We start from the raw sequence: 23,126 nt of genomic DNA, 5'->3' as shown, positions 1-23,126 counted from the left end.
TCAACACGCCTCCTGGGGGGCGGCGGCACATTGCAATTGCAGATGCTGGGGCTGCAAGGCCAATAGCTGGTCTGCCCCGCAGGGCACCAGCGACAGCCGCGATTCTGCCATGGGGTAGGTCAACTCGGTGGGGGCATCGGTGGCCGGGAACCAGCCCAGAGCCTTAACCTGGGTCCAAATCACCCCCTCCACCTGCTGCACCGTGGCCTCGATGCGGCTGGCATATTCTGGCTGGCCAAAGCGCCGTTGGGATAAGGCCAAGAGACCCTGGCGCCCCTCCTTGCCGACCCCCAGGGCCGTGTGAATCGCCTGGGTCAGCAGCTCTGGCCGCATGGCCGGGTCCAGGCTGGTTACCAGGCGCAGGTAGAGGTAGCGCCGCTGCCCGGCCTGTACCAGCACCGGAAAGCGTTGGGGACCGCGGCAGCGGTTGTAGGTGTTCAGTAGTGTGCGCACCTGGTCAACCTCTGCGGCGCGACCGGTTTCCATCAGCACCGTGAGCACCACCGCCGGTACGTTATCCACCCGTTGCCAGGCGGCGACGGCTTTGGCCACTCCGGCAATGCCGAGGGCCTCGGTTTCAAAGTCTTGCAGGCTGACTAAGCGGCCCAGGCTTTGCACCTGGCCTGGGGCAGCCAGCTTGGCATTGTCGCCGCTTTCGGGCTCGGTGCCGCCGCTAGCCACCCCCGGCAGCCAGAGCTGGTCCAGGCGGGGGAGCCTATCGGTGGCCTGCACCTTGGTGTCCAGTTTGAGGGGACCGTAGGCGCCGTTGCCGGTGCGGTACTGGGCCCTGATGTTTTTTATCCCCGAGGGCAAGCGGGCACCGGTCTTGCCATCGCCCAAACTGCACCCAACTGTTCGCCCCTGGGCATCTTCTCGTACGATGTAGACCTCGGCGGTGGGGGCTTGGCCGAAGAAGGACGACACTCGCGTCCACTGCCGATTATCGACATAAACGGCGAGTTCCGGCACCTCAGGCGGTGTGTCACCGGCACTGTTGAGATAGGTCAGCGGGGCGTTCGGCAGTTTGAAGGTTTGAAAGGCCTGGCGACTGTCGCCATTACCCAGCACCGCTTCTTGCTCTGGTTTACCCTGGGTGGCGGCCAATAGATTGCCATACACCGTTGTCGACGGCGGGTTTAACAGGGGAAAATCTGCCAGGGTAAATGGTGCCTTTAAGTCGGGCAGGTAAACCGGACGCAGTTTGACTTGCTTGTCAAGCGCTGGAGGATAGGTAGGCAGCACAGCTGTCAGCAATTCGGTATGTCCTACGCTATTTACCAAAGCTAAGGGGCGTTGATGCAGATGTCGATAGGCAGCACCGTCACCGAAGAAATAGAGGGTTTTGGGATCAGCAGCTGATTTTTCTTGGTAGGCTCCCGCCAGTGTGAATGGCTGACCAATGACCTCTAAGAGCTCCACACTCCGGATGTCGGTCAGTACCTTGTCGCCTGTAGTAATCTGACCCGTGAGCGCTACGACAGTCGTACCCCCAGATATAGCGCCTTGGGTGAGGGATGCTTGGAACACAGCTTGGATGGCTCGCGCAAAGAAATATGTCGAACCACCGACGGATTTACCATCCGTCGCTTTTTTGCGGTTCAAAATTAGCTGTATGAGCAAAGGAGTCCCAATGGATAAGTCATCGACTTGACTTTCCAGGGGGATTGCCCGGGGGTTAGCCAGGGGGGCGTAAGCTGGCGCATCAGTATTCTCAGCGAGCGAGTCATTGGGATTCTCTACCTGCAATGACCGACTAAAATCGACGACCTCTGAAACGGCGGTCCCATCACTGTTAAGGCGAACAAATTCTGGAGGACTGTTATAGCCAAAATGACGGAATGAGCGTCCTAATTTATAGGCACTCACTCGATACTGGGCATCGCCCTGCTGCCAGCTGCCCTCCATGATAATTTCGGTGCGGTCAAAGCGTTCCCGCACTGCTTGGATGACTCCAATTTGACGTTTGGTTTGGGGCTGGCTGGGCACGTCTACCAAAAAGAGACGATCCCCCGGGTTGAGATCAACCCCAGTGTTTTTCAGATCAACGGTTCTAACGGAAAACTGAGTAGTACCAGTGTTGATGCGGGGTAATTGAAAAGGCCGATAGAGGTGAAACTGGGACAGGTGAGGGTAAGCGGTGACCTCAGTCGTCGTTTGAAAGTCAGCGGCCTTGGCTAATCCCTCCACCTGGGCCTTCAGCCCCAACCCGGCTGGAATCGCCACCGGTTCATCCCCCTGAATGCCCCACGGCGAAGGTGGCCCTGCCCCCCAAACCCAGGGGGAGAGGCGATAGGCCCAGCAGCGCCACCAGATCGTGCGATGCTCTCCCGCCACTGGGCCGTGCCCAGAAAGGCTTCGTTGGCCATAGAGGCTTTGATAAAAGGTGAGAATATCCCCCAGGATGGCGGCCCCTTCCAGGAGGGCGCGATGCCGGGGGGTCGTCGCCTGCCGGTGGGTTCCAGCCCTGCAGCCAGCACCGGGTCGGCATCCAGATGCCGTAGCAGGGCGGCGCGAATCTCGGCGTAGGTGCCGATGCGGTAGTCAATCCGGTCCAGGCCAGGGCGATTATAAGAGCCGCTTGGGAAAGCGCGGCGGCTGGCGACAGTCGTTGCGACAGGGATCAGACGTCATTGGCGGCCTCCACGGATGTCAAAGGCAATGACGCCGTTTCCTGCATGGTCGGGGTCATTGCGCACGAATAATTATCATTGGCGCCCCAGGCCGGGCGTGATGGCCCTCGATACCTTGGGGTGGCGTCATTCCAACGTTTCATCTAATGGAGACAACATTGGTCTATGCCTGACACCGCCTGGATCCGCCCGGCAATCTGGCTGGCATAGAGGGGGGTTGCCCAAAGTCCAGCGATTCGGGATTGGAAGAAGGCCAGGCGACCATCGGGGGTATATCCCTGGGAAAATTCCTGCTCCAGCACCAAGCGAATATCTTTCCGGCCAATAACTCGGATGAATACACAGCCCCACCCGAATATCCAGGGGCACGAAGCGGGGGCGGCGAATTTCCAGGTCTTCCCCCCAGCAGCCGCACGGCGTCCAAATGGCGGGCCAGTTTCTGCCGCAGGGCAGGCGTTAGCTCCGTGGCCCCCTGGGGATCGATGGCAATTTGCACCGTCCGCCAGCTGCCAGTCCAGGCATAGTGAGCCGCCGCCCGCGAAGACCTCCGCTAGTTCTTCGGCCCGGTTCTCATAGTCTTGCCGGGTCACCGCCCGCAGCTGCCGAAAGCGATTAGGCTTCCGGAGCCCGACGTATTACTTCAGGGCAGGTTCCGGGGCCCGTCCATCCACCACATCGAAGGGGTTCCAGCAGGCGACAATCTCGGGATAGGCGTCGGCATCGACATTGCCGCAGCTGGTCGAAGCCGATGTTTCCCGCCAGCCCCAGGCCCACCTGATAGCGACAGCGTACCTGGGCATTGACCGGTAACTGGCGGCCGTTGATGCCGTTGCCAAACCGCAGCAGACTGCGGCCCAGCTCATCGGTTTCCACCATGAAGTGATCGCCATTTTCGGTGCTGTCGTCGCTGTGGATCAGATCGATCACCTCATCCCAGGGGTCTACCACCCCGTCCGTCACTACCTCCACCGCCAGGGTAGATACGGGCGGGATTTCACCTCCAGGTGGGGTGTTTTGATAGGCCAGGGGTTCCGGAGGCAGACGACAGATCGTGCCCCAGCGCTCAGTGCGCTGGAAGTAGAAAGCGCCCTGCCGCCAAAGGCTCAACCGGCTCCTCAAATAGAATCTCCCGGGGTCGACCGTGGTACACCGGGCAGCAAGTTGCCGTGGAAGAGGGACACATGCTCCACTTGGCCATCGGGACAATCGACGGTAAAGCAGTAGTTAAATTTCAGAGCATCTTGCTGCCGCCAGTGGACCTCCACATACCAGATATCCCGAAGCGGATCGAGCTTGGCTGTCGCTCCTAGATCGCCTGGCAACAGCCGTAACAGCTGTCGCTTATTCGGATTGCGCCCCGCCCGTTCCCCCGTGGCCGGATTCAGCCGCTCTTGAATCAGCAAGGTGGTGATGGCCCCAGAGCGGATCAAGGTCTCCACCTGCCGGGCCGAGGTCTCACTAGTGGTGAGACCATAGGGACCCTCCGGTCCCCCGGCCAGTAGCAGCAAATCTGCCGTGGTGCTGCCCGCTGCCAGAGCCGGAATGGCGCCATCCCAAGTGTAGAGGGCCCATCTGGTTCAGCAGACTATCCAGCTGTTGGGGGGTATCCAGGGCGGCGACGGACTCATAAACACGACTGCCGGCTGGGTCGGTTACCTCTTCTGAACCGGCCCACACCACCAGGGGAACGCGGTCGATCGGGCACTAGCAGATCGGGTTTGGGTACCTCTAGGCTGGACCTCCGGGCTGTAAAATCAGGGGCCAGCCAGCTACTGGCCTGGTTGCCCTGGTGCCAAGTGGTAGTCCATCAGGCGGGCATGGCGAGCCAGGGACACCCGCTTCCGCAGGGTACTCAAGGTGGCCTCGTTCATCACCCCGGTCTTGAAAGTCACTGAGTTCATCGGCGGCGGCACTGAATAGACTCAGCAACACCTGGTCTAGGTCGGCTTCGCCTGGTGGGGTCGCCAGCCCGGTACCCGCTGGGCCATGGCCGCCATCAGGGCATGGCGAAAGCTGTCGTAGTCCTTGGCCAAAGTAGTCGATGGCAGGCTCGTCTAAGGGAGCCGGGCGGGTCCCATGCCGGGGCACAATCGCTGCTAAAGCAACCGGGGCGAAACTTAAAGGGCAGGTCACTGAAGAAGGGGTCAATGGTGTCGTAGTTGAGGCTGAGGGTATAGGTGGAATAGTCGCCAATGGGGGGTGACGGTCAGGTCTAACACCGTGGAGACAGGGGTGGCGGTCACATTGACCACCTGCACCTGGATCGGTCAGGGGACCGCCGAGAATGCGATGGCCCCCAGAAATCATGAAAAATTGTTTGGCTAAAGCCAGGTCGGCAGCCACCCGCCGCGACCAGGCTGGCCAGCCCCTGGTCATTGAAGAAATGCACCAATAAATGGGCTTCTGTGGGGGGGCCGCGGCTGGGGTCAGTTCCACCAGTACCCGCGCCATGCCGTTGAACTCTCCCAGGTTATTGGCCCGCTCCCGCAGCGCTTCTGGATTCACAATGGCCATGGCTAACCTCCCTGGCGTTCAAAGCGGAGACGGCGCTGGTCGGGGGATCCGGCCTACCGATAGCGCAGATCGACGGTGATGGTTCCGTTGTTGCTTTCCCACCACCAGTTCTTCCGGGATCACCCGTTGTCCCAACCAACGGGACAGGGGCCTGGGTCAGGGTGGCTTTGGCCGCTGCTGCCGTAATCTCTCCGGCATTCTCAAACACCAGCCGCCGCACCCCCGGCCCAACTCGGGCAGAAACAACCGTTCTCCCGGATTGGTCAGAATCAGCTGAATCAACTCATCCCGCACATGCTGCTCCAGGGTATCGACCTGGGCAGTGCGGCCATCGGCGGCAATGCGAAACGGGAACGAGAGGTGGCGGCCATCGGGGGGAATCATCGCGAGTCTGCCTGGGGTTGGGTGTACACAATGACGGCAACGCCTTGGGGAGCCCCTTCGGCGTTGTAGCACTGGCCGATGCTGGTTTTAAACCAGGCCGGGGTGCCGTTGATGGTGGTTTGCAGGGTCCCTGCCGACCATTGAATGCGGACGCAGGGGGAATATTTGGGGCCTACGGTAAAGGGGCAGCCCGCCACCGGGTGCACGTCGGTTTCCAGCAGCACGGGGGCGCCATCGGCCTCGACCGCCGTGTTGCTGGTAAACAGGGTGGCCTGACCCCCGTGGGGACACATAATCATACTGGCAGTGGTGAGATAGGATCCGGCCATTAGCGCACCTGGAATGCTCCATTGTTGATGTTGACTCCGCTGGCGGAGAGCTCCACCTGGGTGGCCCCAATCTTGAGAGTGATGGCGGTATTGGTCATGGTCAGTTCGGCACCGCCAGCATGGAGCAATTGCACCTGATCGTTGCGGTCATCCAGCACCAGCTTGTGGCCCCGACTAGTCACTAAGGTGCGAGTTTCGGTGCTGCCGGGGTCAGGCAGTTCGCCCCTGGCCCACCAGCAGCCAGTCCAGATGGGCCGAGAGATATCCCCAGCTTCAAACTCGATCCAGACGCCGTCCCCACTTCAGGTAAGAGCACCAGACCATGGCTGGCCCCGGCAAAGGGCACAGCCGGCCAGGCCCAAGGGGAATCTTCCTGGCCGTAGACCTCGGGTACCTGCGCCACCAGTCGCCCTAGATTGTCGGGGTCGTCCACGTCCCGCACTAGGCCACGGTATTTGCCGAAATAGCGCGATCGCTGAAACTCCGAGAGTTCCACCATCATCCGCTCATAGTCTGAGGTCGTCATCAATAGATTGCTCCCACGAGATCAGCAAAGTTGTCCCCGACCCCTTCTGAGCGGGCATTGCGCCGCAGGCTAAAGGTTTGGGAATATTCGGTGCGGGTCAGGGCATGGGTGACCTGGGTAATCAGGTAGGGGCCGCTGCGCCGGGATCCACTCCCCGTACTGTGACCACCTGGTAGGGCAATAGAATGCCCCGGTAGTAGTGCCCCAAGACCGTGCCGCTCACCTCTGAGGCATAGCTGGCCCGCTCGGCGGCGGCGGCCGCCATCTGGTCCAGATCTACGGCATCGCCGTAATGGGGCGGCAGAATCTGGGCGGCTGGACGGGTGTCTTCGTCCAGGGCAGGATTGGGACCGAGGCGGTCTAAGTCGCCCGGGTCAGTGGTGCGCTGGGTCACCGTCTTATCTAGCAGGCTGAGGGCATAGGTGGTGACCCGGGCCGGACGCTGCAGGTCATCGTGGGGAGAAAAGGTGTCCAGGTTGCGCTCTGGCCCCATTAGGGTCAGGGGCGGCAGATCTCCAGGCTCGGTAGAAAAGGGCTGGAAGCAGCCGATGCTCTGCCCCGGGGTCTCCCCTGGCAGCACATAGGCATGCATGCCCTGGCGCTGGGCTAGCGATCGCAACAGTTGCATGGCAGTCCCCCGCTGCACTACCGAAATATCACTGTTACTACTGGGGGCCGGGGTGGTGGCAATGTCAGTGGTGGTAATCTGAGGCACCTCACCAAACAGCTCCTCGGCAATCTGGTGGTCCAGCAATTGATCGAAGCGGAAAATCCGGTCTTCTCGGTTTAAGAACACGCTGTCGTCTTGCACCACGATGGTGACCATGCTCTGTCTTGGTTCCGTCTGCATCTGGGTCTCAATATCCACCACCGGCCCATCGATCAGGGGTGAAAAGGCCCCATCTCCCACCCGCAGCTCAATCCGCACCGGGGTGAACTCGGCAAACAACTCCTCGGCCTCTCGGTTCCATTGCCCTTGTTCATCGGTGCCAATGGGAATCTGCAAGCGAGCCTCCCAGGCCATATCCACCGCCTGCTCGACGGTAATGTCTTCCACCAGATCCAGCTGCTCGCGGCTGGCGGGGGTGTTATCGATATAGAGGCGGTATTCGATCATGGCAGGAGCTAGAAATGGAGTGATGAGGAAAAGGAAAACGGAGAAGGAGGGCGGAGAACGGAAAAAGGAATAGGTTAGGGCGGGTTGCCGCTCCCAATGCAGAAAAGCTCGTTACTTCACCGATGCGACGCGATCTTGAACGGCTGATCGGCCATCCCTTCCGCAGGGTCCAGGGTGGTAGTTCGACTCCGCTCACCACAAGCGGTTCGCCCTGGTCGTAGGAGTCCGAGGGGAACGAGATCCCCTCGGGTGAGATCTTTGGCTTGGAAAACTAAGCGTGGTCTTATCATGGTCCATCGCCACTGACCAACAGGCCCTTCCACGCGATCCAGGCAGCGGTTCGACGGTGTCGCTCCTGCAGAGCCGCTGTCGCGCTTGGCGAAGCCGTTCGGCCGAGCTCAGGCCGAGGCCTAGCTGAAAGCCATACACCACAGGTACTTCGACTTCAGCCCAACCAGGATGGGAATAGGGTAAGCGAGGGGATGAGTGCATGGATAGGTGAGTATAGAGTGCGCGCGATTCAAGGTATGCAGAATGAAAAATTAAAGGCGGACAGAAAGCGGACAGAAAAAAGTTAGAGGGCAATGGGTATTGGGGTTGATAGAGCGGGCTATAGGCGCTAGATTCGAATCTCTCTCAGGGGCTCTTTAACCAAGTCATTGGCCTCGAGTTCGGTATTGGCATCGGCGATGCGCCAGAACTGGGTGGAGTTGTCGTACTGGCGCTGGGCCAGGATATCCAGGCGGTCTTGGTCTTGAACCGTGTAGGGGATGCCTTCGACTTTTGGTAAACGGCGCCGGCACACGGCCCGGACGGTGCGTCCTGGGAGGGCGACGTCGGCTTGGGGCACCCGGTAATAGCGAGAGGTTTCGAGGAACATAGGGAGAAGGGAGAGCGGAGGACGGAGGACGGAGAACGGAGAGCGGAGGAGGGAGGGCGGAGGGCGGAGGACGGAGAGTGAAAGGGAACGTAGGTGACCCTGCTCGAACTTGAGAAACACCGCTCGGTAGGGGAAGACCCACGGATCAAAACGACACCAAATCCGTCACCAAATCGGCGGCCTGGCTGGCGGTATTGGCCAGGTTCACAATGGCCTGGGCTTCTCGGGCCAGGGTGGAATATTCCAGGGCACCGCGACCGATGGCATCGTCATTGACCCGGAAGCTCTCCTGGGTGGGGATCGAGAGGCCCAGGGCCACTTCCGCCTGGATGGGGTGAAGTCGATGGTCATACTGCTGCTCGGTGATGGACATCGAGGTAATTTCGACCGGCAATACCCGGGTGTCACCCCAGATAAATAACAATCTGGGCAGCGCCACCCGGGGAATAGACTGCGTGGCAGGAGCACCGTCGCCGCCCAAGCCCAGGGCATCGCCAACAGCATCCACGGCTTTGCCAATCAAAGCCGCTGAGGGTGCTGCTGGGGTAAACCATTTGCTCTAGGGCTGCCAGTTGGGGGCCAATGCCGAAGGGGTGGTGGCCAGGGGATTACCGGCATCCAGCTGGTCAGCCGCACTGAAATGGGCCGTGAGAGAAATGGTTTCATGGGGGCTATCACCGGTGGCATAGCGCTCTGGGCGGCGAGATTGTTCCGGTCGAGAGGGAATCTGTAGGGTGCGAGCGAGACTGTCGGGGTTGAATTGGAAGATGACCACATTGGGCAGGGGTCCCAGGAAATCACTGCCGTATTCGATGATGGCGCCTCGAATCAAAGAAACCATGGGATGGGTCCTGGATGGGTTACGACTTGGAGGGTGTGGGGCAATGGCTGCCATCACCCGCTGGGCAATGGCTGGGCGCAGCTGCTGGCTATCGCCGCGGGCCCGGACAGGAGTTGGGTCCAGATGATCTAGGGTGGCTGCAGCCTGGGCCAGATTTGGATGGCGGGCGGCTTCCACCTGCAGAGCCATGTCTAGCCCGGCTAGGGCCGTCCGCACCGTGGACTCTGGCAGCCCTCGGGTCCGAATCACTAGGCGTTGGATGTGGATGCGTCGATCAGGCATGGTCGAGCCTCTCAAGTAGGGGGGCATAGGGGCCAAACTGGGTTTGGCTGACGGAACGGTTGAGTTTGTCGTATTCTCGTTTGACGGCGATCAAGACGGTCTCCATGGAGAGGGCGGGGGATGGGGAGTGGGGGAGTGGGAGAGTGGGGGAGCGGGCGGTTTGCAGGCAGGCATTGAAGATAATGGAACGGATATGGCCCCCGGCCAGGGGGAACTGGCGGGCCAGAAAGGCGATATCGAGCTGGCTGGCGTCTACCTGGGGTGGGATCACCTGCTGCCAGAGGCGGCGGCGTTCTCGTTCTTCGGGCAGAGGAAATTCGATGATGTAGCGCAGCCGGCGCAGGAAGGCGTCGTCGAGATCTTTTTGCCGGTTGGTGGCCAGGATGGCCAGGCCCTGGAAGCGTTCCATGCGCTCTAGCAGGTAGCTGATTTCCAGGTTGGCGTAGCGGTCGTGGGCATCTTTGACTTCGGTGCGGCGGCCGAAGAGGGCGTCGGCTTCGTCGAAAAAGAGCACCGTGTCAGAGATATCGGCGGTGTCGAAGAGGCGCTTCAGGTTCTTTTCGGTTTCGCCGATGTATTTATTCACCACCTGGGACAGGTCGATGCGGTACATGGGCAGGTCCAGCTGGTGAGCCAGGGCTTCGGCGGCCATGGTTTTGCCGGTGCCAGGGGGGGCCAGCAAATAAGACGGAAATGCCGCATTCGTTCCAGGCCCGGGCCGTGCCCCACTGGTAGTGCACCTGGGTGAGGGCGGTCATGGCCTGGAGAATTTCCTGAAATTGCTGATGTTGTTTGGGCGGTAGCACCAATTCCTGGGCGCTAAAAGCGAGGCCTGACGGGTTGGGCCAGAGTTCCCATGTCTAAGGCCATCTCGGCCCGACAGGCGGCGGTGAGGGTGAGGCCGGCATCGGTCGCAGCCGGGATTCCGGCGGCAATGCGGTGGATGGTCTGGGGTTCGTAGCGAAGCGGCGGGCGCATTCGCAATGTCCTGCTGCAGGGCAGGGCTGGCGTCGGTGTCCTGCAATCCCAGGGCTTGGTACCAGGTTTGGATGCGATCGCAATAGTCCAACCGGGGCAATTCCAGGATAGGGAGAACTTGCTGGCTGGCAAAGGCCGCTAATGGGGGGCCATTGCCCCTGGCGCCAAAACACCGTCATCGGCAGCGCCTGCCAGGGCCTGTAAGGCTGGGTAACCCTGAGACTGGTCATCGCCGCCGCCTGTCTTGACAGAGCGCCCCGGCAGATAGAGATCAGTCCCCCGTAGCCAGGCCAGAGTCAACAGGCTCTTGAGCGCCTCATCGCCGGTGACCGCCCAGTCGCTCAAGGCCAGCACTGGCCGCTGACTCACCCGAGTCATGGCTTGAATCGTCGGCTGGGCCAGAGTTCCTGCCGCTGCCTGAATGGGCACAATGCGCAGGCATGTCGGGGCCAGCCGCAAGCGCTGGGCCATCACCTGACCACTAGCCGACAGTGACGGCAAGGGAGCCTCGCCCCAGGACCAGAGGCTGACATCAGCCGGCAGGCCAGCTGGGGTCAACAGCAGCTGCCGGGCAATCAGCGGCGCCACCGTCAACGGCGCGTCCCATCCTAAGGGCTCTAAGGCTGCTGACAAGAGACCATAGCGCCACAGGGGATGGCTGCCATCGGCTAGAGCCAGAATCTCGCCGGGGCGATCCCACAGCGTTTGGGCCAGGGCTAAGGTCGGTTGAGTGGCAGCCGGATTATTCTGACAGGTAGCGATCACCGGTGCCGCCGCCGCATCGAAGACGGGGGTTAGGGCCAAGGGCCAGCACGAAGGCCGCCGCATCGTCTAGGGCCAGGGCCTCGACCACCCCACCAAAGCTCCCCTTGGGGACTCTTCCCGGGCACCGGGGAAACGGCCTCGATCTGCTCCGTCAAGTAGCGGGCGGTGACATCGGTGGCAAAGAAGTGGCACTTATCGTGCCAGTGGCGACCTGAGATCTAGACTTTCCCTTGAGACGGTCTTCCAAGGCAGGCAGGGTAGTGGTTCCAGCCGCCGTCGTGTATCCCTGTTGGTGCCAGCGCCAGCAAATTTCTCCGCCGCAGCCGCAGAGTCACCTGTCGCAGCCAGGCATTGGCACTGGCATCGGCGGCCTGCAGGCCAGGAGAGAAGGTAATGGGCTGACTCAGGGTAGTCATAGCAGGGTCACCAAGGGGCTATTATGGGCTTGCTGGCCATTGACCCGCAGGATGATGCGATCGCCATCCAGCGGCACCGGGTCAGCAGGACGAATCGGTAGCCGCAGTTGGGTTTGCGGAATCGCCAGCGGCACCACCGGCTCCACGGCATCAAACACCTGGATCGTGTCACCTTCCCGGTAGAGGGCGACAAAAATATCGTCTGCCGTCGTGCCCAATAATCGACCGTTCAGGGTCAGCACCCCCTGTAACTCGGGGTCGGGGCTGACACTGTACTCAGCACTGGTTAACAGAGGCAGCAGATTGAGCACCAGTAGATTACTACTGCGCTCGGTGATCGTCCGGCAATGCTTGCACCACACACAGGGGGTGACTGCCGGCTGAAATCACCTCTCCCCATTGGGGATATCGCCGTTAACGGCAACCTGAATTTCGCCAGGAGACTGGGCCACCATGGCCAACTCTAGCGGCCCCCAGGCGCACCGAGAGATCGGTCAGGGCCAGGTTTTGCCCCCGCAGGGTGACCGTTGGGATAACAGCTGTGGGCACATCGGGATTAATCGGCGTCACCCTAGGGGGAGATAAATCCCGCAGCATCGGCCCCCCATGGCAGGCAACACGGGAATGCTGATGCCCGCCTCACCGATAATGGTGTCGGTGGTATAGTCGATGCCCCACCAACAAGGAATAGGAAGGAGGGCTGGCGGGTGGTAATCATCACCGGGCGCACCTCAAACCCGATGGAGCAGCGATACTTTTCCTCCGAGCCCTGCATCACCCTAGAGAGCAGATCTGACGATGTCTGATCGAAGGTGATTTTGAGGGGTTCGGGGTTATCTTGCAGGGCGGCACGGGTGTTGAGGGGGGCTGGTGGAGCCAATTAAGGGGGAGAAAGGCCTAATTCTTGCAAGGCCCGCATCCCCTCTCCCAACAGTCCGTGGGCCGAAATACTATCGCTGTCGCCACTGGTATCGAAGGCGGTGAGCAGATATTTCAGCACTAACCAGAGGGGAAAGGGTTGGCCTTTGTCTAGGGCGTGATTGCGCAGGCTGGGGTCGAACTGGATCTCGTAGAGAAATAGGTTGAGTTTGGGGTTTTGGGACGAGGTAGCAGCAGCCTCAGGCCGGCCCACGGTGATATCGGCTTCCGGCACCGTCGGCGGCAGTAGGTGCTCCCGCAACAGCTGGGTGACGGCACCAATGGCGTTTCCAGTCTCGACGAAGGCCATAGAATTCTCTAGCGGAGACGCAGATAATGGCGACTGAGGCGGACAGGCGACGGGGTCCCTGATGGGCGCGGCGGTGGGGGCGAGGGCACCGGTGGCGGCGACGGCCCCTCTACCATGACCTGAATCGACCCAATCGAGATCACGGTAGTCGGTTCGGCAACGGCAGAAGCAGATGGCTGCAGGCGGGTGGCGTCCTGCCCTAGAAGCCATGGTTCCGGGGAGTCATCCGCGGTAACCGCAGCCGGTGGCGGAGAATTAGCGGCTGTTGCCGGGACGACTTGGTGGACTGGGGTGTCTTCTCCGGCAACAGCCCTCTGCTCCGGTGAGGCTGCCACCCAGGCCCGTACCGTCTGAAAGATTGGCCAATCGGGGGATGACGGCGGCGGATCGGCTGGCGGGGATACCGCTGTCGGCGCCGTCGCCTCAGCCTTCAGATGGCTCGATGGATGCCCGCGGCAGTGGGACTGGTGCTGGGGTGCCTCAGGGGGTGGGGGCTGGGGCGAGCTGGACGGCAAGGCATCCACGCCGTCAGCTGAGGGCTGTTTGGGACTATCGGTTTTCCTAGACGCCAATGGGCTCGGGCCTGGGACTGACAAAGGCGGGGATGCTTCCGGCTCGAGCCGGTCTAGGCGGCTGGGCCGTCTCAGAGTTGGTGATGTCTGGCAGGGGTGGTTGCACAGGCTGGCTGGCTGGGGGCAGTGGTGCCGGCGGTGGGGCCACTGGCCGTGGCGTTAGAGTCTCGGGAGACACGGTCTCGTCTATAGTCTGGTCTACAGATGGGCTCTGGGCTGCCGGAAATGGGGTGGTACGTGCCTCGCTCAGGGGCAGCTCAGTCGGCGGGGGCTGGGGGGACTGGCCCCAGGACATGGCCAGGGCCGGGGAAGCTGCCCCAGGGATCAATCCGGTTTGCTGGCGTAGGCCGGCCTCAAGTAACTCATCAGTAGACAGGCTCCCGATCGATCAGGGTCAGGTAGCGATGGCGGCGCCAGGCTGGTAGGGCCAGAATAGTAGCCTCGCTCCAGTGGTAGTGGCAGGCCAGGTGATGCACCGTTTCGATTAACCGCTGCTGCACTCGCTGCAGGGCTTGCAAGGCCCAGGCTCCCAGATCGATAGCCGGTTGGGCCGACTGGCCACAGTGGGGGCAGGTGACCGCCAAACTAAAATTCACCAGGGGATCCAATTGGTCTAGGGCTTGATCGAGATCAGGCCAGGCCGGGGGCAACTCTGTCTCGGCCGGCGGGTCGACTAGTAGGGCGTACACCATGGTTTCTGGTGCCGGGGGCTGCCCCTGGCTGGCCTGGGTGAGCCAGGCCAACTGGTCTTGGCCAGTGGGTCGCCGTAGCCGCAACTGCTGTTGGCCCAGGGAGACGGTGGTCATGTCTTGGCTGGCATTGGCCTGGAGCTGCTCTAGGGCCGCCAATGCGATCGCAACCTCCATCGTCTGCTGACAAGACTCCTGGGGGCAGGTCACGGTCATGGTCAAGGTTGGCCCCACCTCCAGCGCCACCAGCTTCAGTAAGGCCGCCGTGCGTTGGCTCACCCCCAAATGCCAGAAAAACTCTGGATCTATATCGCTGCCCTGAGCGTCTCGGGTGCAGGCTGCCAATACGTCGATCTCTAATTGGGGCCGCAGCGGTTGACTAAACTCGATGTCGAGGTCCTCAACCGCTAGGCCATAGGGCCGTAATCCCAACGGCGGTTGCAGGCCAAACGCCTCCAGTAGTCGTTCAGAAACCGCTGGAAATCCCGACGATGGCCTAAGCTTCGGGCTCGCTGAAGCTGGGCTCCGTAGGTTCTGTGACATCGTAATCCCGCTCCCATCCTTCGTTTTGCAATTGAATGCTTTGAATGGCAATGGCATTGGCGTTGGCATCGAGTTCCGGCATAGCGGTAAACTCGGACACCCAACACCGGTAGACGCGGTAGGCAATGGCCACCTGTCCCGCTTCATTCATCACCTCGAGAATGATGTCTTTGCGAAAGTCCTGCAGCGAGACTTCGGCCCCTAACCCCGATCCATAATTCCAGACCTTATTGGCCCACTGCTCAAACTCGCTGTCGTGGGTCACCCCCCGCTCCAACATGATCGGCTCAAACTTGGAGCGACCGGGGGAATAGCGCGAGGTGCTGGGGTCGCCCCCTTCCCGATGCTCTACCACCTCGGTGGTGCGTTTGAGGGCACCGACTTTGCTAATGCCCGCCACATAGCGACCATCCCACTTGACCCGAAATTTGAAATTCTTGTAGGGGTCAAACCGTTGCGCGTTGACGCTAAATTGAGCCATTTCACCGTCTCCCTTAGGTGGCAATCTCGCCGGCAATTTGCTGGAACTTGATAATCACGAACTCGGCCGGTTTCAAGGGGGCAAATCCCACGATGATATTGACGATGCCGCGATCAATATCGTTTTGGGTCGTGGTTTCGCTATCACATTTGACGAAGTAAGCCTCCCTGGGCGTGGTTCCCTGAAACGCCCCCTGCCGGAACAAATTATTCATAAAGGCCCCCACATTCAGGCGAATCTGCGCCCACAGCGGCTCATCATTGGGCTCAAACACCACCCACTGGGTGCCGCGATAGAGGCTCTCTTCTAGGAACAAGGTCAGGCGACGCACCGGAATATATTTCCACTCGGAGGCCAGCCGATCGGCCCCCTGCAGGGTGCGCGATCCCCACACCACTCGCCCCACCCCCGGGAACGACCGCAGACAGTTCACCCCTAAGGGGTTGAGTTCACCGTTCTCGGCATCCGTCAGCTTCACACTCAAATCAGGCACCCCATTCAGGGTGGCCTCCAACCCGGCTGGGGCTTTCCACACGCCTCGCTGGGCATCGGTGCGGGCGAAAATGCCGGCGATGGCACCGCAGGGCACAAAGGAGTCTACTTGGTTACTGCGCAGGGGATGGGGCTGCCGCAACCGGGGGAAGAAAATCGCCGCATTGCGGCTGGTGGTGCCTACCCCGGCGTTAATGCCGGCCTTGGCGTCTTCCTTGCTGCTCCAGTCTGCCGGGGGATCTAGAATCAGCATGGCCCGCTGTTCTTCACAGAAGCTGGCCGCCGCCGTGATTAACCCAGAGTCAATGTCTGTAATCGGTGAGTAGGGGGGTAGACAGAGGAGGTTAAACAGATCCGTCTTCAGCAGGGCGTAGAGCCCCTCTTTGGCAGTGGCTTTGCCGGGGCCGATGAAGTTAGGTTCTGACAGGGGGGCGCCATCGTCCCCCTCATCACCTGGGGCCACGCCATTGGAGCGAATGTCGCTGCTAAAGGGCGGCTTCTGCAGCTCTTCTAGGGCAGGCGTTGCGATCGCAGGGTCTGGATTGCCAGCATCTGCCAACAGGTCGGCATCATTGGCATCGGGTCGAGTGGCAGGCACCGGCAAACTAGCCACCCGCACCAAACTAGAGCGATCCGCCAGCACCTGATCGACCCGACGCGGACTATCCACCACCGTCAGATTACGAAACTCTTCCAGGGCTCCGGTTTGTACATCAAGCACCGTCAAGTTGAACAGGTCAGTCTCCGCCACCCCCAATAGGGTCGCCATGTCCGCCGAAACGTCATGATCAACTCGCCCCCGTAGATTATCGCCCCAGGCGCCTTCGTTAGCCGCCACTAGTGCCAGGGTGCTTGGGGCCGTCGCCCTGGGTACCGTCAACTGAGCCGTTGCTCCCCCTTCCTGGAGGCGCACCACGATGGCTTGAGAGCCCCCATTTAAGTAAAAGTCTCGTATCGCAAAACTAACGGTGCTCTGCAGCCATAGCCCGCCAAACACCCGTTCAAAGTCGCTGTAGCTGTTGAGGGTAATGGGCTCATCCACCGGACCACGCCGGGTGCGGCCAATAAACGCCGTAATCGAGGTGGCTACCCCCGTAATGGTCCGCACACCACTGGGAATCTCCTCAATATAAACACCGGGATAGGTGGGAGTAATGGGCATAGTCAAGTCCTCTCACAGAATGGGGTATTCAAGGGGCTCACAGATGCTGAAGCTTTAGGGCGTTGCATCACGACCCACAAAAATTTCAATCATGGCTCGGTTAATGGCAGGATTCGCCGGATCCGCCGCATAGGCATTGGTGAACCGCAAAATTCTGGGGGCCAACCCAAAGACAGCCAGGGCACCACCGATGTAAATGTGGGGATCATCGAGTTCTAGCCCTGCCCCCACCGCCGGAAAATCCGTCGCCCCATCACTCACGGTATACGTGATGGTTGGATCAGGGTCTGCCTGACTGTACAGACTTGACTTGATTAGCAAAAACCCTACCTGAGTCGCTGCGCCAGGTTGGATTTCAACCGAGATATCGGTATCCCCTGGATTGAGCACAACATCAATTTTGTCGTAGGCTTCAATGACTTTAGTGCGAGCAACTGAAACCTGAGGACCTCCAACAACCCGAACATTCAGCGTTAGGTTGAGATTAGCCATGACAATACCTTCTTTATTGTCCCGTGAGTAAGTGTTGAGAGATTGCTTAAATTGAATAATTATGACGTTTCAACAAAAGGTAGACGACCACTCAAGCGCACTTTCTAAAACCAGCCCTTGCCAAGGGCATCTCAAGACCTGTGGCCCTATGACAGCAAGCACAATCGACCCCACTCTAAGTCAATCCTTAGAGCATCAGAGCACTCTAAGTAGAGGGCCAACTGGCGCGGAAAAACTGAATGTCTCAGGATTGCCTTTTCTGCCTGCTGCTTCGCATGGGCTTTGCCCTACGCGCGGGCATGGCCCTTCTGCCTCCTGCTTCTGCCTTAGCGTACTAGCCTAGAATCAAAAAGCCTCCATCCTTAGCAGACTCACTTCTATTGGGATTCATTCCAGAGGCTCATATATGCACAGACTAACCTAGCCCGAGAGACAACTGCCCAGGGAATAATGCCATCACAGCGCCTAGGAAAAACACCTAAATTATCCCCTAGCGATCGAGCACTCTTTACTCAATCACGTCAAGACCCTGAGTGGGATGACAGGCTTACCTCAGAGCGAAGAGATCCTTCCCTAACTCAAGCGTCTCTAACTCAAGGCCGATAACTCAAGCATGGCGAATCTCTACACCATAGAGTCAGAGCAATACACAACATTAATGATGGCATTGTAGGCTACAGAAAGTTTTCGAGGTATCCCAGCCTCTGGAAATATTCAATTTTTGATAGGCTTGACAACAAATCTTTAGTTTTCTTCTCGACCAGGGATAAGCCATCTGGAGCCAGTTTCTATGGTCTGCCCAGGTATCAACTTGGCTTGTAGTCCACATACAGCATTAATACCCAGGATTAGACAATCGAGCTAGGCACGGGGCCCCATGGGCATAGAACAGAGACCTAGGAGACAGGCTCTCCCTGCCCCCGTCACCTCCTCCGCCCCTGGCGACCTCCCCACTAGCCGTCACCTGGATAATTTGCAGTCGTTCTCTACGTAGAGGTTTTGGCTACAGAGGGTTGCCAGAACGCTCGTTTTCTGATGAAATTATTCATAGATGTAACTATATCAACTGCCAGCCATAGATTGATCCAGGCAAATGGATGGTGTTTCCCAAGGCTTCTATGCCATTGGGGCATGATGGTTCAATCCCTCGGCGTTGGTGATTGGCTGTAGTTGCAATCTCCTCATAAACTCCTGAACTGTGGGTGGGATTTTCCCACCCCTTTTTTTGATCCAGTGGTACAGACACTGCCAACATAAAAACCCCCGATATATTAAATCGGGGGGATTGCTGCAGTTAAATGACTGGGAACTACGCTGCTTCAGTATCGTCGTCGTCATCCAGGCGTGCTAAGTGGATATGCTTGTACCCTAGCTTGACCTGGAACTCATCCCCTGGCCGCAGATCCATTTCCTGGGTGTAGGCTGCTCCAATCACAATCTGACCATTCTTATGGACTTTAACTCTATAAGACGCCTCTCTGCCACGGCCATCCTTGCTGCCCTCAGCATCAAGGACAATTCCTTTCGCCTCTAGCAGAGCATCATAGAAGCCAGAGAGGTTAACTCGGATGTTGCCATCCTTTGTCGTTGAGTAGTAGCCACACTCCTTAGCAGTTTCTCGTTTAGGAAGATGGCCTAACTCTTTGACCTTTTGCAGTAATGCTTTACCTGTGAGGGGTGATTCACTCTTGGCCATTACGCTAGTAAATACCTCAAAAATGTATGCTTCCGATATTCTAAGCCTAAATTTATAATTTACAAGTGGTCGGGAAGTTTATTTTTCCTGTCTCCAATATTCACTGGTGATTTAGCTGGCTCACCGTTGCTTTTCAGTTTTCTCAGGAATCCCTTAACTCCTGCTTAGGGGCGAGTCAGAAGGGCTTCAGATATTCCCGGCACTATAGGAATCAAGATGATTGATTGATTCGTTGAGTGCCTTAAGGAGCCGAACTATGAAGCGCCTCGCCCTTCCTATCTTTACAACAACCATCGCCTCCCTGGTCTTCTCTCCAGTGGCTTTTGCCGCACCTGATTTCGACCAACTGCGGCGAGATAACCTTGATAAAGACGCCACCACTCTCGATGAGATTCGGCGACAGAACCTAGACAAATCCAGTAAGGTGGATTTTGATCAGCTCCGGTAGGAAAATCTAGACAAGGATGCCATCAGCCATGAGTCCCTTGTCCTAAAAGGAGTCGACTTCGACGAATTACGGCAGGAAAATCTAGACCAGGACGCAGCGGCTAACCCCGAGCAACGTCGTGGCTACCAGGTAGGGGTTAAGGCCGTGGATTTCGATGAGCTACGGCGGGAAAACCTAGATAAAGATGCCGTCGACTTTGACCAACTGCGGCGGGAAAACTTAGGAAAAGACGCTGTCGCTACGGTTGAATAGTTGGCTTTTACTCAGATCATGACCGCCACGAGTGGATTGAGTCCTCAGTTGTGCAGTCGCCCCTTGGTTGTTGCTAAGGGGTGATTTTGTCCGACAAGCTTGGTGCAGGCTCCTTGGGGGATCAATCATCTACTGCACCAGAGGCTCCAGTCATGCGGCTGGAGCTTTCTTCATGCGTTGAGAATCTACGCTGCAACAGCTCAACAGATGGCGTCAATCGTCCTGGCTGATGAGAGCAATCGGCGGCAACAATCTGGCACATTTTTCCTCGCCCTGCTTGCACTATAGCGATCCGCAGTTTGATTAGGACAGCTCGACTGACTGAGATCCCGGCGCAGTAGGGATTCAATTCATGCTTCTGCCTTCTGATGTCTGCCTTTTGCCATAGAGGAGGATTTGTCCTCATACCAATGCTTATAGGTAAAGCAGGATCTGAGGAATACAGCCTAAAGCACCTCGAAGGTGAGGCCAGCATAATTTATTAATCGCTCAATCAATGCGTCACCAAATAGGGAAGCCGGGGTCCAAAATCCTCCTGCTTGGGTAGACTTTGGCACATCTTGAGCCAGACATATGCCGGCCTGGCCTAGAATCTTTGCAGTTGAACCGTAGCCGGGGTCGCGATCTCCTGCCACTTTGACGCGAATTGTCTGGCCCTGGGCAGTTTGTCCCCAGAAGCGGAGATCATAAAATCCCTGGGCTTGAGCTTCTGCGCTAGGCCCTTGGCCAGGGGCAGGCACGACGGTGTGCTCTAGCAGCCAGCGGCCAGGAGACCAGGTCGACACCAGGGCCAACCCATCTAGACCCACCTTAAGGCTAGTAGCGAGGAGCCAGCCGAATGGCCCTGACCCGGTTAGAATTGCCTCGTCATAGTGAAAACTTTGGCCATAGGCATAGCCCTGCAAGGCATTGGAGCGCAGCACAATGGGGGTATTGACTGCGGCCATGATAAAGGGCGTACTCCATGCCTGAAAGTCACCATCGTAGTGAACAGCCGTTAGGACCGGTGGATGATCCCAGGGTTGATCTTGGGCTGGACACAAGACATAGGGGTTGGCCAGGGTGGGGGCCAGGGCTGGGTCAGCAGCGACGTCTTTCACTAGGTTGATGCCACTGGCTGCTGTACCACCTGAAACACCACCTCGGGCAGCCTTCAGCCGCATTTTGACTCGTTGGCAGGGGTGCCCCCAGCGATGGCGGGACTGCTGTTGCAGATAGTAGACGCCCAGATCTGAGGGAATCGAGTCGAAGCCACAACAGTGGACGATGCGGGCACCGGAATGTTGAGTAACGTCCTCGTAGGTCTGAATCATGCGGCGAATCCACTGGGTTTCACCGGTTAAGTCACAGTAGTCGGTGCCGGTCTCGGCGCATACCTTAACCAGTGGTTCACCGTAGAGGGCGTAGGGACCGACGGTGGAGATGACGACTCGGGTTTGGGCGCATAATTCCCGCAGAGTCGACTCATCGGTAATGTTTGCGACTAGTCGAGGTAAGTGTTTGGCCTTGGGGCCCAAGCGGGTGGCAAGGTCATCTAATTTGGCTTGAGACCGCCCTGCAATTGCCCATGCCAGGGATTCTGCTGGGCCAAGATGATGCACCAAGTACTGACATAGCAGGGTGCCAACAAATCCGGTTGCGCCGAATACGACTAGGTCGTATCGGGGCTGAGTTGGGGGAGAGGTTGGTGATGCTGCGGACATAGTTGGCTATTGGCGAGGTGGCTTGCGTGCGATCGCAAAGACGATGAAAGACAGATCCAGAGATGCGATCGCATCCTTGTTCATAAAACGACGCCACCAGGGCTAGGGGAGCATTCCATAGCAGTCCTGAGAATCAGGCTACCATCTGAGGAATTAGCTAGCGACGATCACCACAAAACCCCTGACGTGGTGCCAGGGGTCAATGGTTCAGTCGAGGCATTAAAATTATGCGGCTTCAGTGTCTTCGTCCTCATCAATCCGGGCCAAGTGAATATGCTTGTAGCCGAGTTTGACCTGAAACTCATCGCCTGGTTGTAATCCCATTTCCTGGGTATAGGCCGCCCCAATAACAATCTGCCCATTCTTGTGGACCTTGACCCTATAGGAGGCTTCCCGACCCCGACCATCTTTACTACCTTCAGCATCTAGAACAATGCCCTTCGCCTCTAAGAGAGCATCGTAGAAACCCGAGAGATTGACACGGATTTGGCCGTCCTTAGTGATCGAGTAGTAGCCGCACTCCTTAGCGGTCTCTCGCTTAGACAGATGCCCTAATTCCTTGACCTTCTGAAGTAGAGCTTTACCTGTGAGAGCTGATTCATTTTTGGCCATTATTCGACAGATACCTCAAGAATGCATACCACCTAATATTTTAAAGCTATCAGTTTTTTTGACCTCGATTGTTTCACGTATATTAGCTTATATTCAAGAAGTGCAGAAGTCTAGAGGTACCCCTTAGAGTTCATCCACTTTAGGGCTTCTCGTCGGCTCAGTGAGGGCAGTCTTTCCGCCTCAACAAATGCCTTCACAGCATCGGGACAGGTCTTGGAATATTCGCGTAATGCCCAGCCAATGGCTTTTTGAATGAAAAACTCGGATGAGTCTGCATTTTTAACAATCAAGTCAAATAGCAGTTCCGCATCGGTTTCGGCCTTATATCCGAGTTGGAACAGCAGAGTTGTGCGGCGTAGCCAAATATTGTCTGATCGACACCACGCATCAATTACAGCGGCTTGCCGATCAGGATACTGTCGCAATAGTTTTCCAACGTTATGGCTGGCGATAGAATCTACCGTATCCCACCAAGACCGGGTAACGATCAGATGTTCTAGTAGGGGCAGAATCTCAGGAGTTAGGTGCTTTTGGAGTTTATCTAGCAATGAGAGTGCCACATACTGATATTCCCGCTCAGGCCAAGTCCACAACGCTCGAACTACGCTATCTAGCTGGGATAACTCTGGCAGTCCGTTCTCCGCAATAAATTGTTTGAATAGGGAGTTTACCTGGGGAGACTTAATGCCCAAAAATGCAAACTGATCTCGCATGTACCGCTTCATCGCAGTGGCATTCTCAGGGTTAGCCTGTTGCTGGAAAAGCGTTCTGAGGGGGCGTAGATACGTATCCATGCGATGGGTAGATCGGGGATGATATGAGCAGGGAGACAGAGACAGGCGTGGGTCGCCCTACTGGCTAACCGGGTCGGCAATGCTCAACCAGGGGGAGCCCCCCGAGACACCCGAGAATTAGCCTGCCAATACCCAATAATAACGACAAAACCTCCCATTCCTGGGAGGTTTCAGTCAATCGGAGCGGCGGGATTTGAACCCACGACCCCCACTACCCCAAAGTGGTGCGCTACCAAGCTGCGCTACGCCCCGATATGTCTTGCGCGCTTACCTAGAATAGCACAGTAAGCTTTCCAATCA

At 58.1% G+C, this 23,126-nt stretch carries 30 protein-coding genes, 1 tRNA gene and 1 pseudogene; 1 reads left to right on the top strand and 31 read right to left on the bottom strand.

Going from position 1 to position 23,126, the window contains the following annotated elements; translation table 11 throughout:
* From XM38_RS19075 to XM38_RS18960, 27 genes and pseudogenes are all read right to left on the bottom strand, one after another.
* Positions 1-2,334: a baseplate J/gp47 family protein gene (locus XM38_RS19075; protein WP_088430720.1), complete on the bottom strand. Its 2,334-nt coding sequence runs from the start codon at positions 2,332-2,334 to the stop codon at positions 1-3.
* Between the two features lie 439 nt (positions 2,335-2,773).
* Positions 2,774-3,220: a hypothetical protein gene (locus XM38_RS19070; RefSeq protein WP_088430718.1), complete on the bottom strand. Its 447-nt coding sequence runs from the start codon at positions 3,218-3,220 to the stop codon at positions 2,774-2,776.
* Positions 3,221-3,242: 22 nt separating this feature from the next.
* Positions 3,243-3,737 (bottom strand): hypothetical protein, encoded by a 495-nt coding sequence (locus XM38_RS19065; RefSeq protein WP_088430716.1) that lies wholly within the window; start codon positions 3,735-3,737, stop codon positions 3,243-3,245.
* An 8-nt stretch (positions 3,738-3,745) separates the two neighbouring features.
* The gene (locus XM38_RS19060; protein ID WP_088430714.1) at positions 3,746-4,138 is read right to left on the bottom strand and encodes a hypothetical protein; all 393 of its coding nucleotides are present in this window, start codon (positions 4,136-4,138) and stop codon (positions 3,746-3,748) included.
* A gap of 220 nt (positions 4,139-4,358) precedes the next feature.
* Positions 4,359-5,144: a hypothetical protein gene (locus XM38_RS19055; protein ID WP_088430712.1), complete on the bottom strand. Its 786-nt coding sequence runs from the start codon at positions 5,142-5,144 to the stop codon at positions 4,359-4,361.
* Between the two features lie 156 nt (positions 5,145-5,300).
* On the bottom strand, positions 5,301-5,528 hold the full coding sequence (locus tag XM38_RS19050; RefSeq protein ID WP_202978928.1) for a GPW/gp25 family protein: 228 nt from the start codon (positions 5,526-5,528) through the stop codon (positions 5,301-5,303).
* Positions 5,525-5,857, bottom strand: coding sequence for a hypothetical protein (locus XM38_RS19045; RefSeq protein WP_080808381.1), 333 nt, complete (start codon positions 5,855-5,857; stop codon positions 5,525-5,527). Before XM38_RS19045 ends, XM38_RS19050 begins: the two co-directional genes overlap by 4 nt.
* Complete coding sequence (locus XM38_RS26505; RefSeq protein ID WP_202978927.1) at positions 5,857-6,039, bottom strand: hypothetical protein; 183 nt, start codon at positions 6,037-6,039, stop codon at positions 5,857-5,859. The genes XM38_RS19045 and XM38_RS26505 overlap by 1 nt, the downstream gene beginning before the upstream one ends.
* 108 nt (positions 6,040-6,147) lie before the next feature.
* Positions 6,148-6,356 (bottom strand): annotated as a pseudogene (locus XM38_RS28465) (phage baseplate assembly protein V); the annotation flags it as partial.
* 148 nt (positions 6,357-6,504) lie between these two features.
* Positions 6,505-7,500 (bottom strand): hypothetical protein, encoded by a 996-nt coding sequence (locus XM38_RS19035; RefSeq protein WP_088430710.1) that lies wholly within the window; start codon positions 7,498-7,500, stop codon positions 6,505-6,507.
* A gap of 619 nt (positions 7,501-8,119) precedes the next feature.
* A complete protein-coding gene (locus XM38_RS19030) occupies positions 8,120-8,380 on the bottom strand; it encodes a hypothetical protein (RefSeq protein WP_080808375.1) in 261 nt (86 codons plus the stop codon).
* Positions 8,381-8,525: 145 nt separating this feature from the next.
* The gene (locus XM38_RS26500; RefSeq protein ID WP_202978925.1) at positions 8,526-8,888 is read right to left on the bottom strand and encodes a hypothetical protein; all 363 of its coding nucleotides are present in this window, start codon (positions 8,886-8,888) and stop codon (positions 8,526-8,528) included.
* 51 nt (positions 8,889-8,939) lie between these two features.
* Positions 8,940-9,503: a hypothetical protein gene (locus tag XM38_RS26495; protein WP_202978924.1), complete on the bottom strand. Its 564-nt coding sequence runs from the start codon at positions 9,501-9,503 to the stop codon at positions 8,940-8,942.
* Positions 9,496-10,185 (bottom strand): ATP-binding protein, encoded by a 690-nt coding sequence (locus XM38_RS19020; RefSeq protein WP_088430708.1) that lies wholly within the window; start codon positions 10,183-10,185, stop codon positions 9,496-9,498. The genes XM38_RS26495 and XM38_RS19020 overlap by 8 nt, the downstream gene beginning before the upstream one ends.
* A gap of 137 nt (positions 10,186-10,322) precedes the next feature.
* Positions 10,323-10,481: a hypothetical protein gene (locus XM38_RS26125; RefSeq protein ID WP_187329471.1), complete on the bottom strand. Its 159-nt coding sequence runs from the start codon at positions 10,479-10,481 to the stop codon at positions 10,323-10,325.
* A 138-nt stretch (positions 10,482-10,619) separates the two neighbouring features.
* Positions 10,620-11,309 (bottom strand): hypothetical protein, encoded by a 690-nt coding sequence (locus XM38_RS19015; protein ID WP_088430706.1) that lies wholly within the window; start codon positions 11,307-11,309, stop codon positions 10,620-10,622.
* Positions 11,310-11,464: 155 nt separating this feature from the next.
* A complete protein-coding gene (locus XM38_RS19010; protein ID WP_088430704.1) occupies positions 11,465-11,662 on the bottom strand; it encodes a hypothetical protein in 198 nt (65 codons plus the stop codon).
* Positions 11,659-12,024 (bottom strand): hypothetical protein, encoded by a 366-nt coding sequence (locus tag XM38_RS19005; protein ID WP_088430702.1) that lies wholly within the window; start codon positions 12,022-12,024, stop codon positions 11,659-11,661. The genes XM38_RS19010 and XM38_RS19005 overlap by 4 nt, the downstream gene beginning before the upstream one ends.
* A 52-nt stretch (positions 12,025-12,076) precedes the next feature.
* Positions 12,077-12,259 carry a hypothetical protein gene (locus tag XM38_RS19000; RefSeq protein ID WP_088430700.1) on the bottom strand — a complete coding sequence of 61 codons (183 nt, stop codon included), beginning with the start codon at positions 12,257-12,259 and terminating at the stop codon, positions 12,077-12,079.
* A 283-nt stretch (positions 12,260-12,542) separates the two neighbouring features.
* On the bottom strand, positions 12,543-12,890 hold the full coding sequence (locus tag XM38_RS26120) for a Pvc16 family protein (RefSeq protein WP_187329470.1): 348 nt from the start codon (positions 12,888-12,890) through the stop codon (positions 12,543-12,545).
* Positions 12,891-12,898: 8 nt separating this feature from the next.
* Positions 12,899-13,462, bottom strand: a complete 564-nt coding sequence (locus XM38_RS26115) for a hypothetical protein (RefSeq protein ID WP_187329469.1) — start codon at positions 13,460-13,462, stop codon at positions 12,899-12,901.
* Positions 13,452-13,757, bottom strand: a complete 306-nt coding sequence (locus XM38_RS18985) for a hypothetical protein (RefSeq protein ID WP_137455173.1) — start codon at positions 13,755-13,757, stop codon at positions 13,452-13,454. Before XM38_RS18985 ends, XM38_RS26115 begins: the two co-directional genes overlap by 11 nt.
* Before the next feature lie 70 nt (positions 13,758-13,827).
* Positions 13,828-14,694: a hypothetical protein gene (locus XM38_RS18980; protein WP_137455172.1), complete on the bottom strand. Its 867-nt coding sequence runs from the start codon at positions 14,692-14,694 to the stop codon at positions 13,828-13,830.
* A complete protein-coding gene (locus XM38_RS18975) occupies positions 14,648-15,175 on the bottom strand; it encodes a phage tail protein (RefSeq protein ID WP_080808339.1) in 528 nt (175 codons plus the stop codon). The genes XM38_RS18980 and XM38_RS18975 overlap by 47 nt, the downstream gene beginning before the upstream one ends.
* Before the next feature lie 13 nt (positions 15,176-15,188).
* A complete protein-coding gene (locus XM38_RS18970; RefSeq protein WP_080808336.1) occupies positions 15,189-16,829 on the bottom strand; it encodes a phage tail sheath family protein in 1,641 nt (546 codons plus the stop codon).
* 54 nt (positions 16,830-16,883) lie between these two features.
* Positions 16,884-17,321, bottom strand: a complete 438-nt coding sequence (locus tag XM38_RS18965) for a hypothetical protein (RefSeq protein ID WP_080808334.1) — start codon at positions 17,319-17,321, stop codon at positions 16,884-16,886.
* Positions 17,322-18,630: 1,309 nt separating this feature from the next.
* Positions 18,631-19,017, bottom strand: a complete 387-nt coding sequence (locus XM38_RS18960) for an AbrB family transcriptional regulator (protein ID WP_080808332.1) — start codon at positions 19,015-19,017, stop codon at positions 18,631-18,633.
* 256 nt (positions 19,018-19,273) lie between these two features.
* Here XM38_RS18960 and XM38_RS18955 point away from each other — a divergent pair, with 256 nt between their 5' ends.
* Positions 19,274-19,465 (top strand): hypothetical protein, encoded by a 192-nt coding sequence (locus XM38_RS18955; protein ID WP_080808329.1) that lies wholly within the window; start codon positions 19,274-19,276, stop codon positions 19,463-19,465.
* A 698-nt stretch (positions 19,466-20,163) separates the two neighbouring features.
* Here the strand turns inward: XM38_RS18955 and XM38_RS18950 are convergent.
* The 4 genes from XM38_RS18950 to XM38_RS18935 form a co-directional block, all read right to left on the bottom strand.
* Entirely contained in the window at positions 20,164-21,420 is a 1,257-nt protein-coding gene (locus XM38_RS18950; RefSeq protein ID WP_080808327.1) for a saccharopine dehydrogenase family protein, read from the bottom strand.
* A gap of 225 nt (positions 21,421-21,645) precedes the next feature.
* A complete protein-coding gene (locus XM38_RS18945; RefSeq protein WP_080808324.1) occupies positions 21,646-22,032 on the bottom strand; it encodes an AbrB family transcriptional regulator in 387 nt (128 codons plus the stop codon).
* 110 nt (positions 22,033-22,142) lie between these two features.
* Positions 22,143-22,826 (bottom strand): DNA alkylation repair protein, encoded by a 684-nt coding sequence (locus tag XM38_RS18940; RefSeq protein ID WP_080808322.1) that lies wholly within the window; start codon positions 22,824-22,826, stop codon positions 22,143-22,145.
* A 178-nt stretch (positions 22,827-23,004) separates the two neighbouring features.
* A tRNA-Pro gene (locus tag XM38_RS18935) sits at positions 23,005-23,078 on the bottom strand.
* Between the last annotated feature and the right edge of the window lie 48 nt (positions 23,079-23,126).

Source organism: Halomicronema hongdechloris C2206 (genome assembly GCF_002075285.3).
Classification (GTDB): domain Bacteria; phylum Cyanobacteriota; class Cyanobacteriia; order Phormidesmidales; family Phormidesmidaceae; genus Halomicronema_B; species Halomicronema_B hongdechloris.
The sequence above is the reverse complement of the archived record's forward strand: the minus strand, read 5'-3'. Positions and strand labels throughout refer to the sequence as shown.

Excerpts from the sequence above, each read along its gene's own strand:
- XM38_RS19030 (WP_080808375.1), bottom strand. The coding sequence starts at position 8,380 with ATGTTCCTCGAAACCTCTCGCTATTACCGGGTGCCCCAAGCCGACGTC.
- XM38_RS19035 (WP_088430710.1), bottom strand. The coding sequence starts at position 7,500 with ATGATCGAATACCGCCTCTATATCGATAACACCCCCGCCAGCCGCGAG.
- XM38_RS18960 (WP_080808332.1), bottom strand. The coding sequence starts at position 19,017 with ATGGCCAAGAGTGAATCACCCCTCACAGGTAAAGCATTACTGCAAAAG.
- XM38_RS19050 (WP_202978928.1), bottom strand. The coding sequence starts at position 5,528 with ATGATTCCCCCCGATGGCCGCCACCTCTCGTTCCCGTTTCGCATTGCC.
- XM38_RS18970 (WP_080808336.1), bottom strand. The coding sequence starts at position 16,829 with ATGCCCATTACTCCCACCTATCCCGGTGTTTATATTGAGGAGATTCCC.
- XM38_RS18980 (WP_137455172.1), bottom strand. The coding sequence starts at position 14,694 with ATGTCACAGAACCTACGGAGCCCAGCTTCAGCGAGCCCGAAGCTTAGG.
- XM38_RS18975 (WP_080808339.1), bottom strand. The coding sequence starts at position 15,175 with ATGGCTCAATTTAGCGTCAACGCGCAACGGTTTGACCCCTACAAGAAT.
- XM38_RS19055 (WP_088430712.1), bottom strand. The coding sequence starts at position 5,144 with ATGGCCATTGTGAATCCAGAAGCGCTGCGGGAGCGGGCCAATAACCTG.
- XM38_RS18965 (WP_080808334.1), bottom strand. The coding sequence starts at position 17,321 with ATGGCTAATCTCAACCTAACGCTGAATGTTCGGGTTGTTGGAGGTCCT.
- XM38_RS26120 (WP_187329470.1), bottom strand. The coding sequence starts at position 12,890 with ATGGCCTTCGTCGAGACTGGAAACGCCATTGGTGCCGTCACCCAGCTG.
- XM38_RS18945 (WP_080808324.1), bottom strand. The coding sequence starts at position 22,032 with ATGGCCAAAAATGAATCAGCTCTCACAGGTAAAGCTCTACTTCAGAAG.
- XM38_RS19000 (WP_088430700.1), bottom strand. The coding sequence starts at position 12,259 with ATGCTGCGGGATTTATCTCCCCCTAGGGTGACGCCGATTAATCCCGAT.
- XM38_RS18950 (WP_080808327.1), bottom strand. The coding sequence starts at position 21,420 with ATGTCCGCAGCATCACCAACCTCTCCCCCAACTCAGCCCCGATACGAC.
- XM38_RS26495 (WP_202978924.1), bottom strand. The coding sequence starts at position 9,503 with ATGCCTGATCGACGCATCCACATCCAACGCCTAGTGATTCGGACCCGA.
- XM38_RS19015 (WP_088430706.1), bottom strand. The coding sequence starts at position 11,309 with ATGCGGCGGCCTTCGTGCTGGCCCTTGGCCCTAACCCCCGTCTTCGAT.
- XM38_RS18940 (WP_080808322.1), bottom strand. The coding sequence starts at position 22,826 with ATGGATACGTATCTACGCCCCCTCAGAACGCTTTTCCAGCAACAGGCT.
- XM38_RS18955 (WP_080808329.1), top strand. The coding sequence starts at position 19,274 with ATGAAGCGCCTCGCCCTTCCTATCTTTACAACAACCATCGCCTCCCTG.
- XM38_RS18985 (WP_137455173.1), bottom strand. The coding sequence starts at position 13,757 with ATGTCCTGGGGCCAGTCCCCCCAGCCCCCGCCGACTGAGCTGCCCCTG.
- XM38_RS19010 (WP_088430704.1), bottom strand. The coding sequence starts at position 11,662 with ATGACTACCCTGAGTCAGCCCATTACCTTCTCTCCTGGCCTGCAGGCC.
- XM38_RS19045 (WP_080808381.1), bottom strand. The coding sequence starts at position 5,857 with ATGGCCGGATCCTATCTCACCACTGCCAGTATGATTATGTGTCCCCAC.
- XM38_RS26125 (WP_187329471.1), bottom strand. The coding sequence starts at position 10,481 with ATGCGCCCGCCGCTTCGCTACGAACCCCAGACCATCCACCGCATTGCC.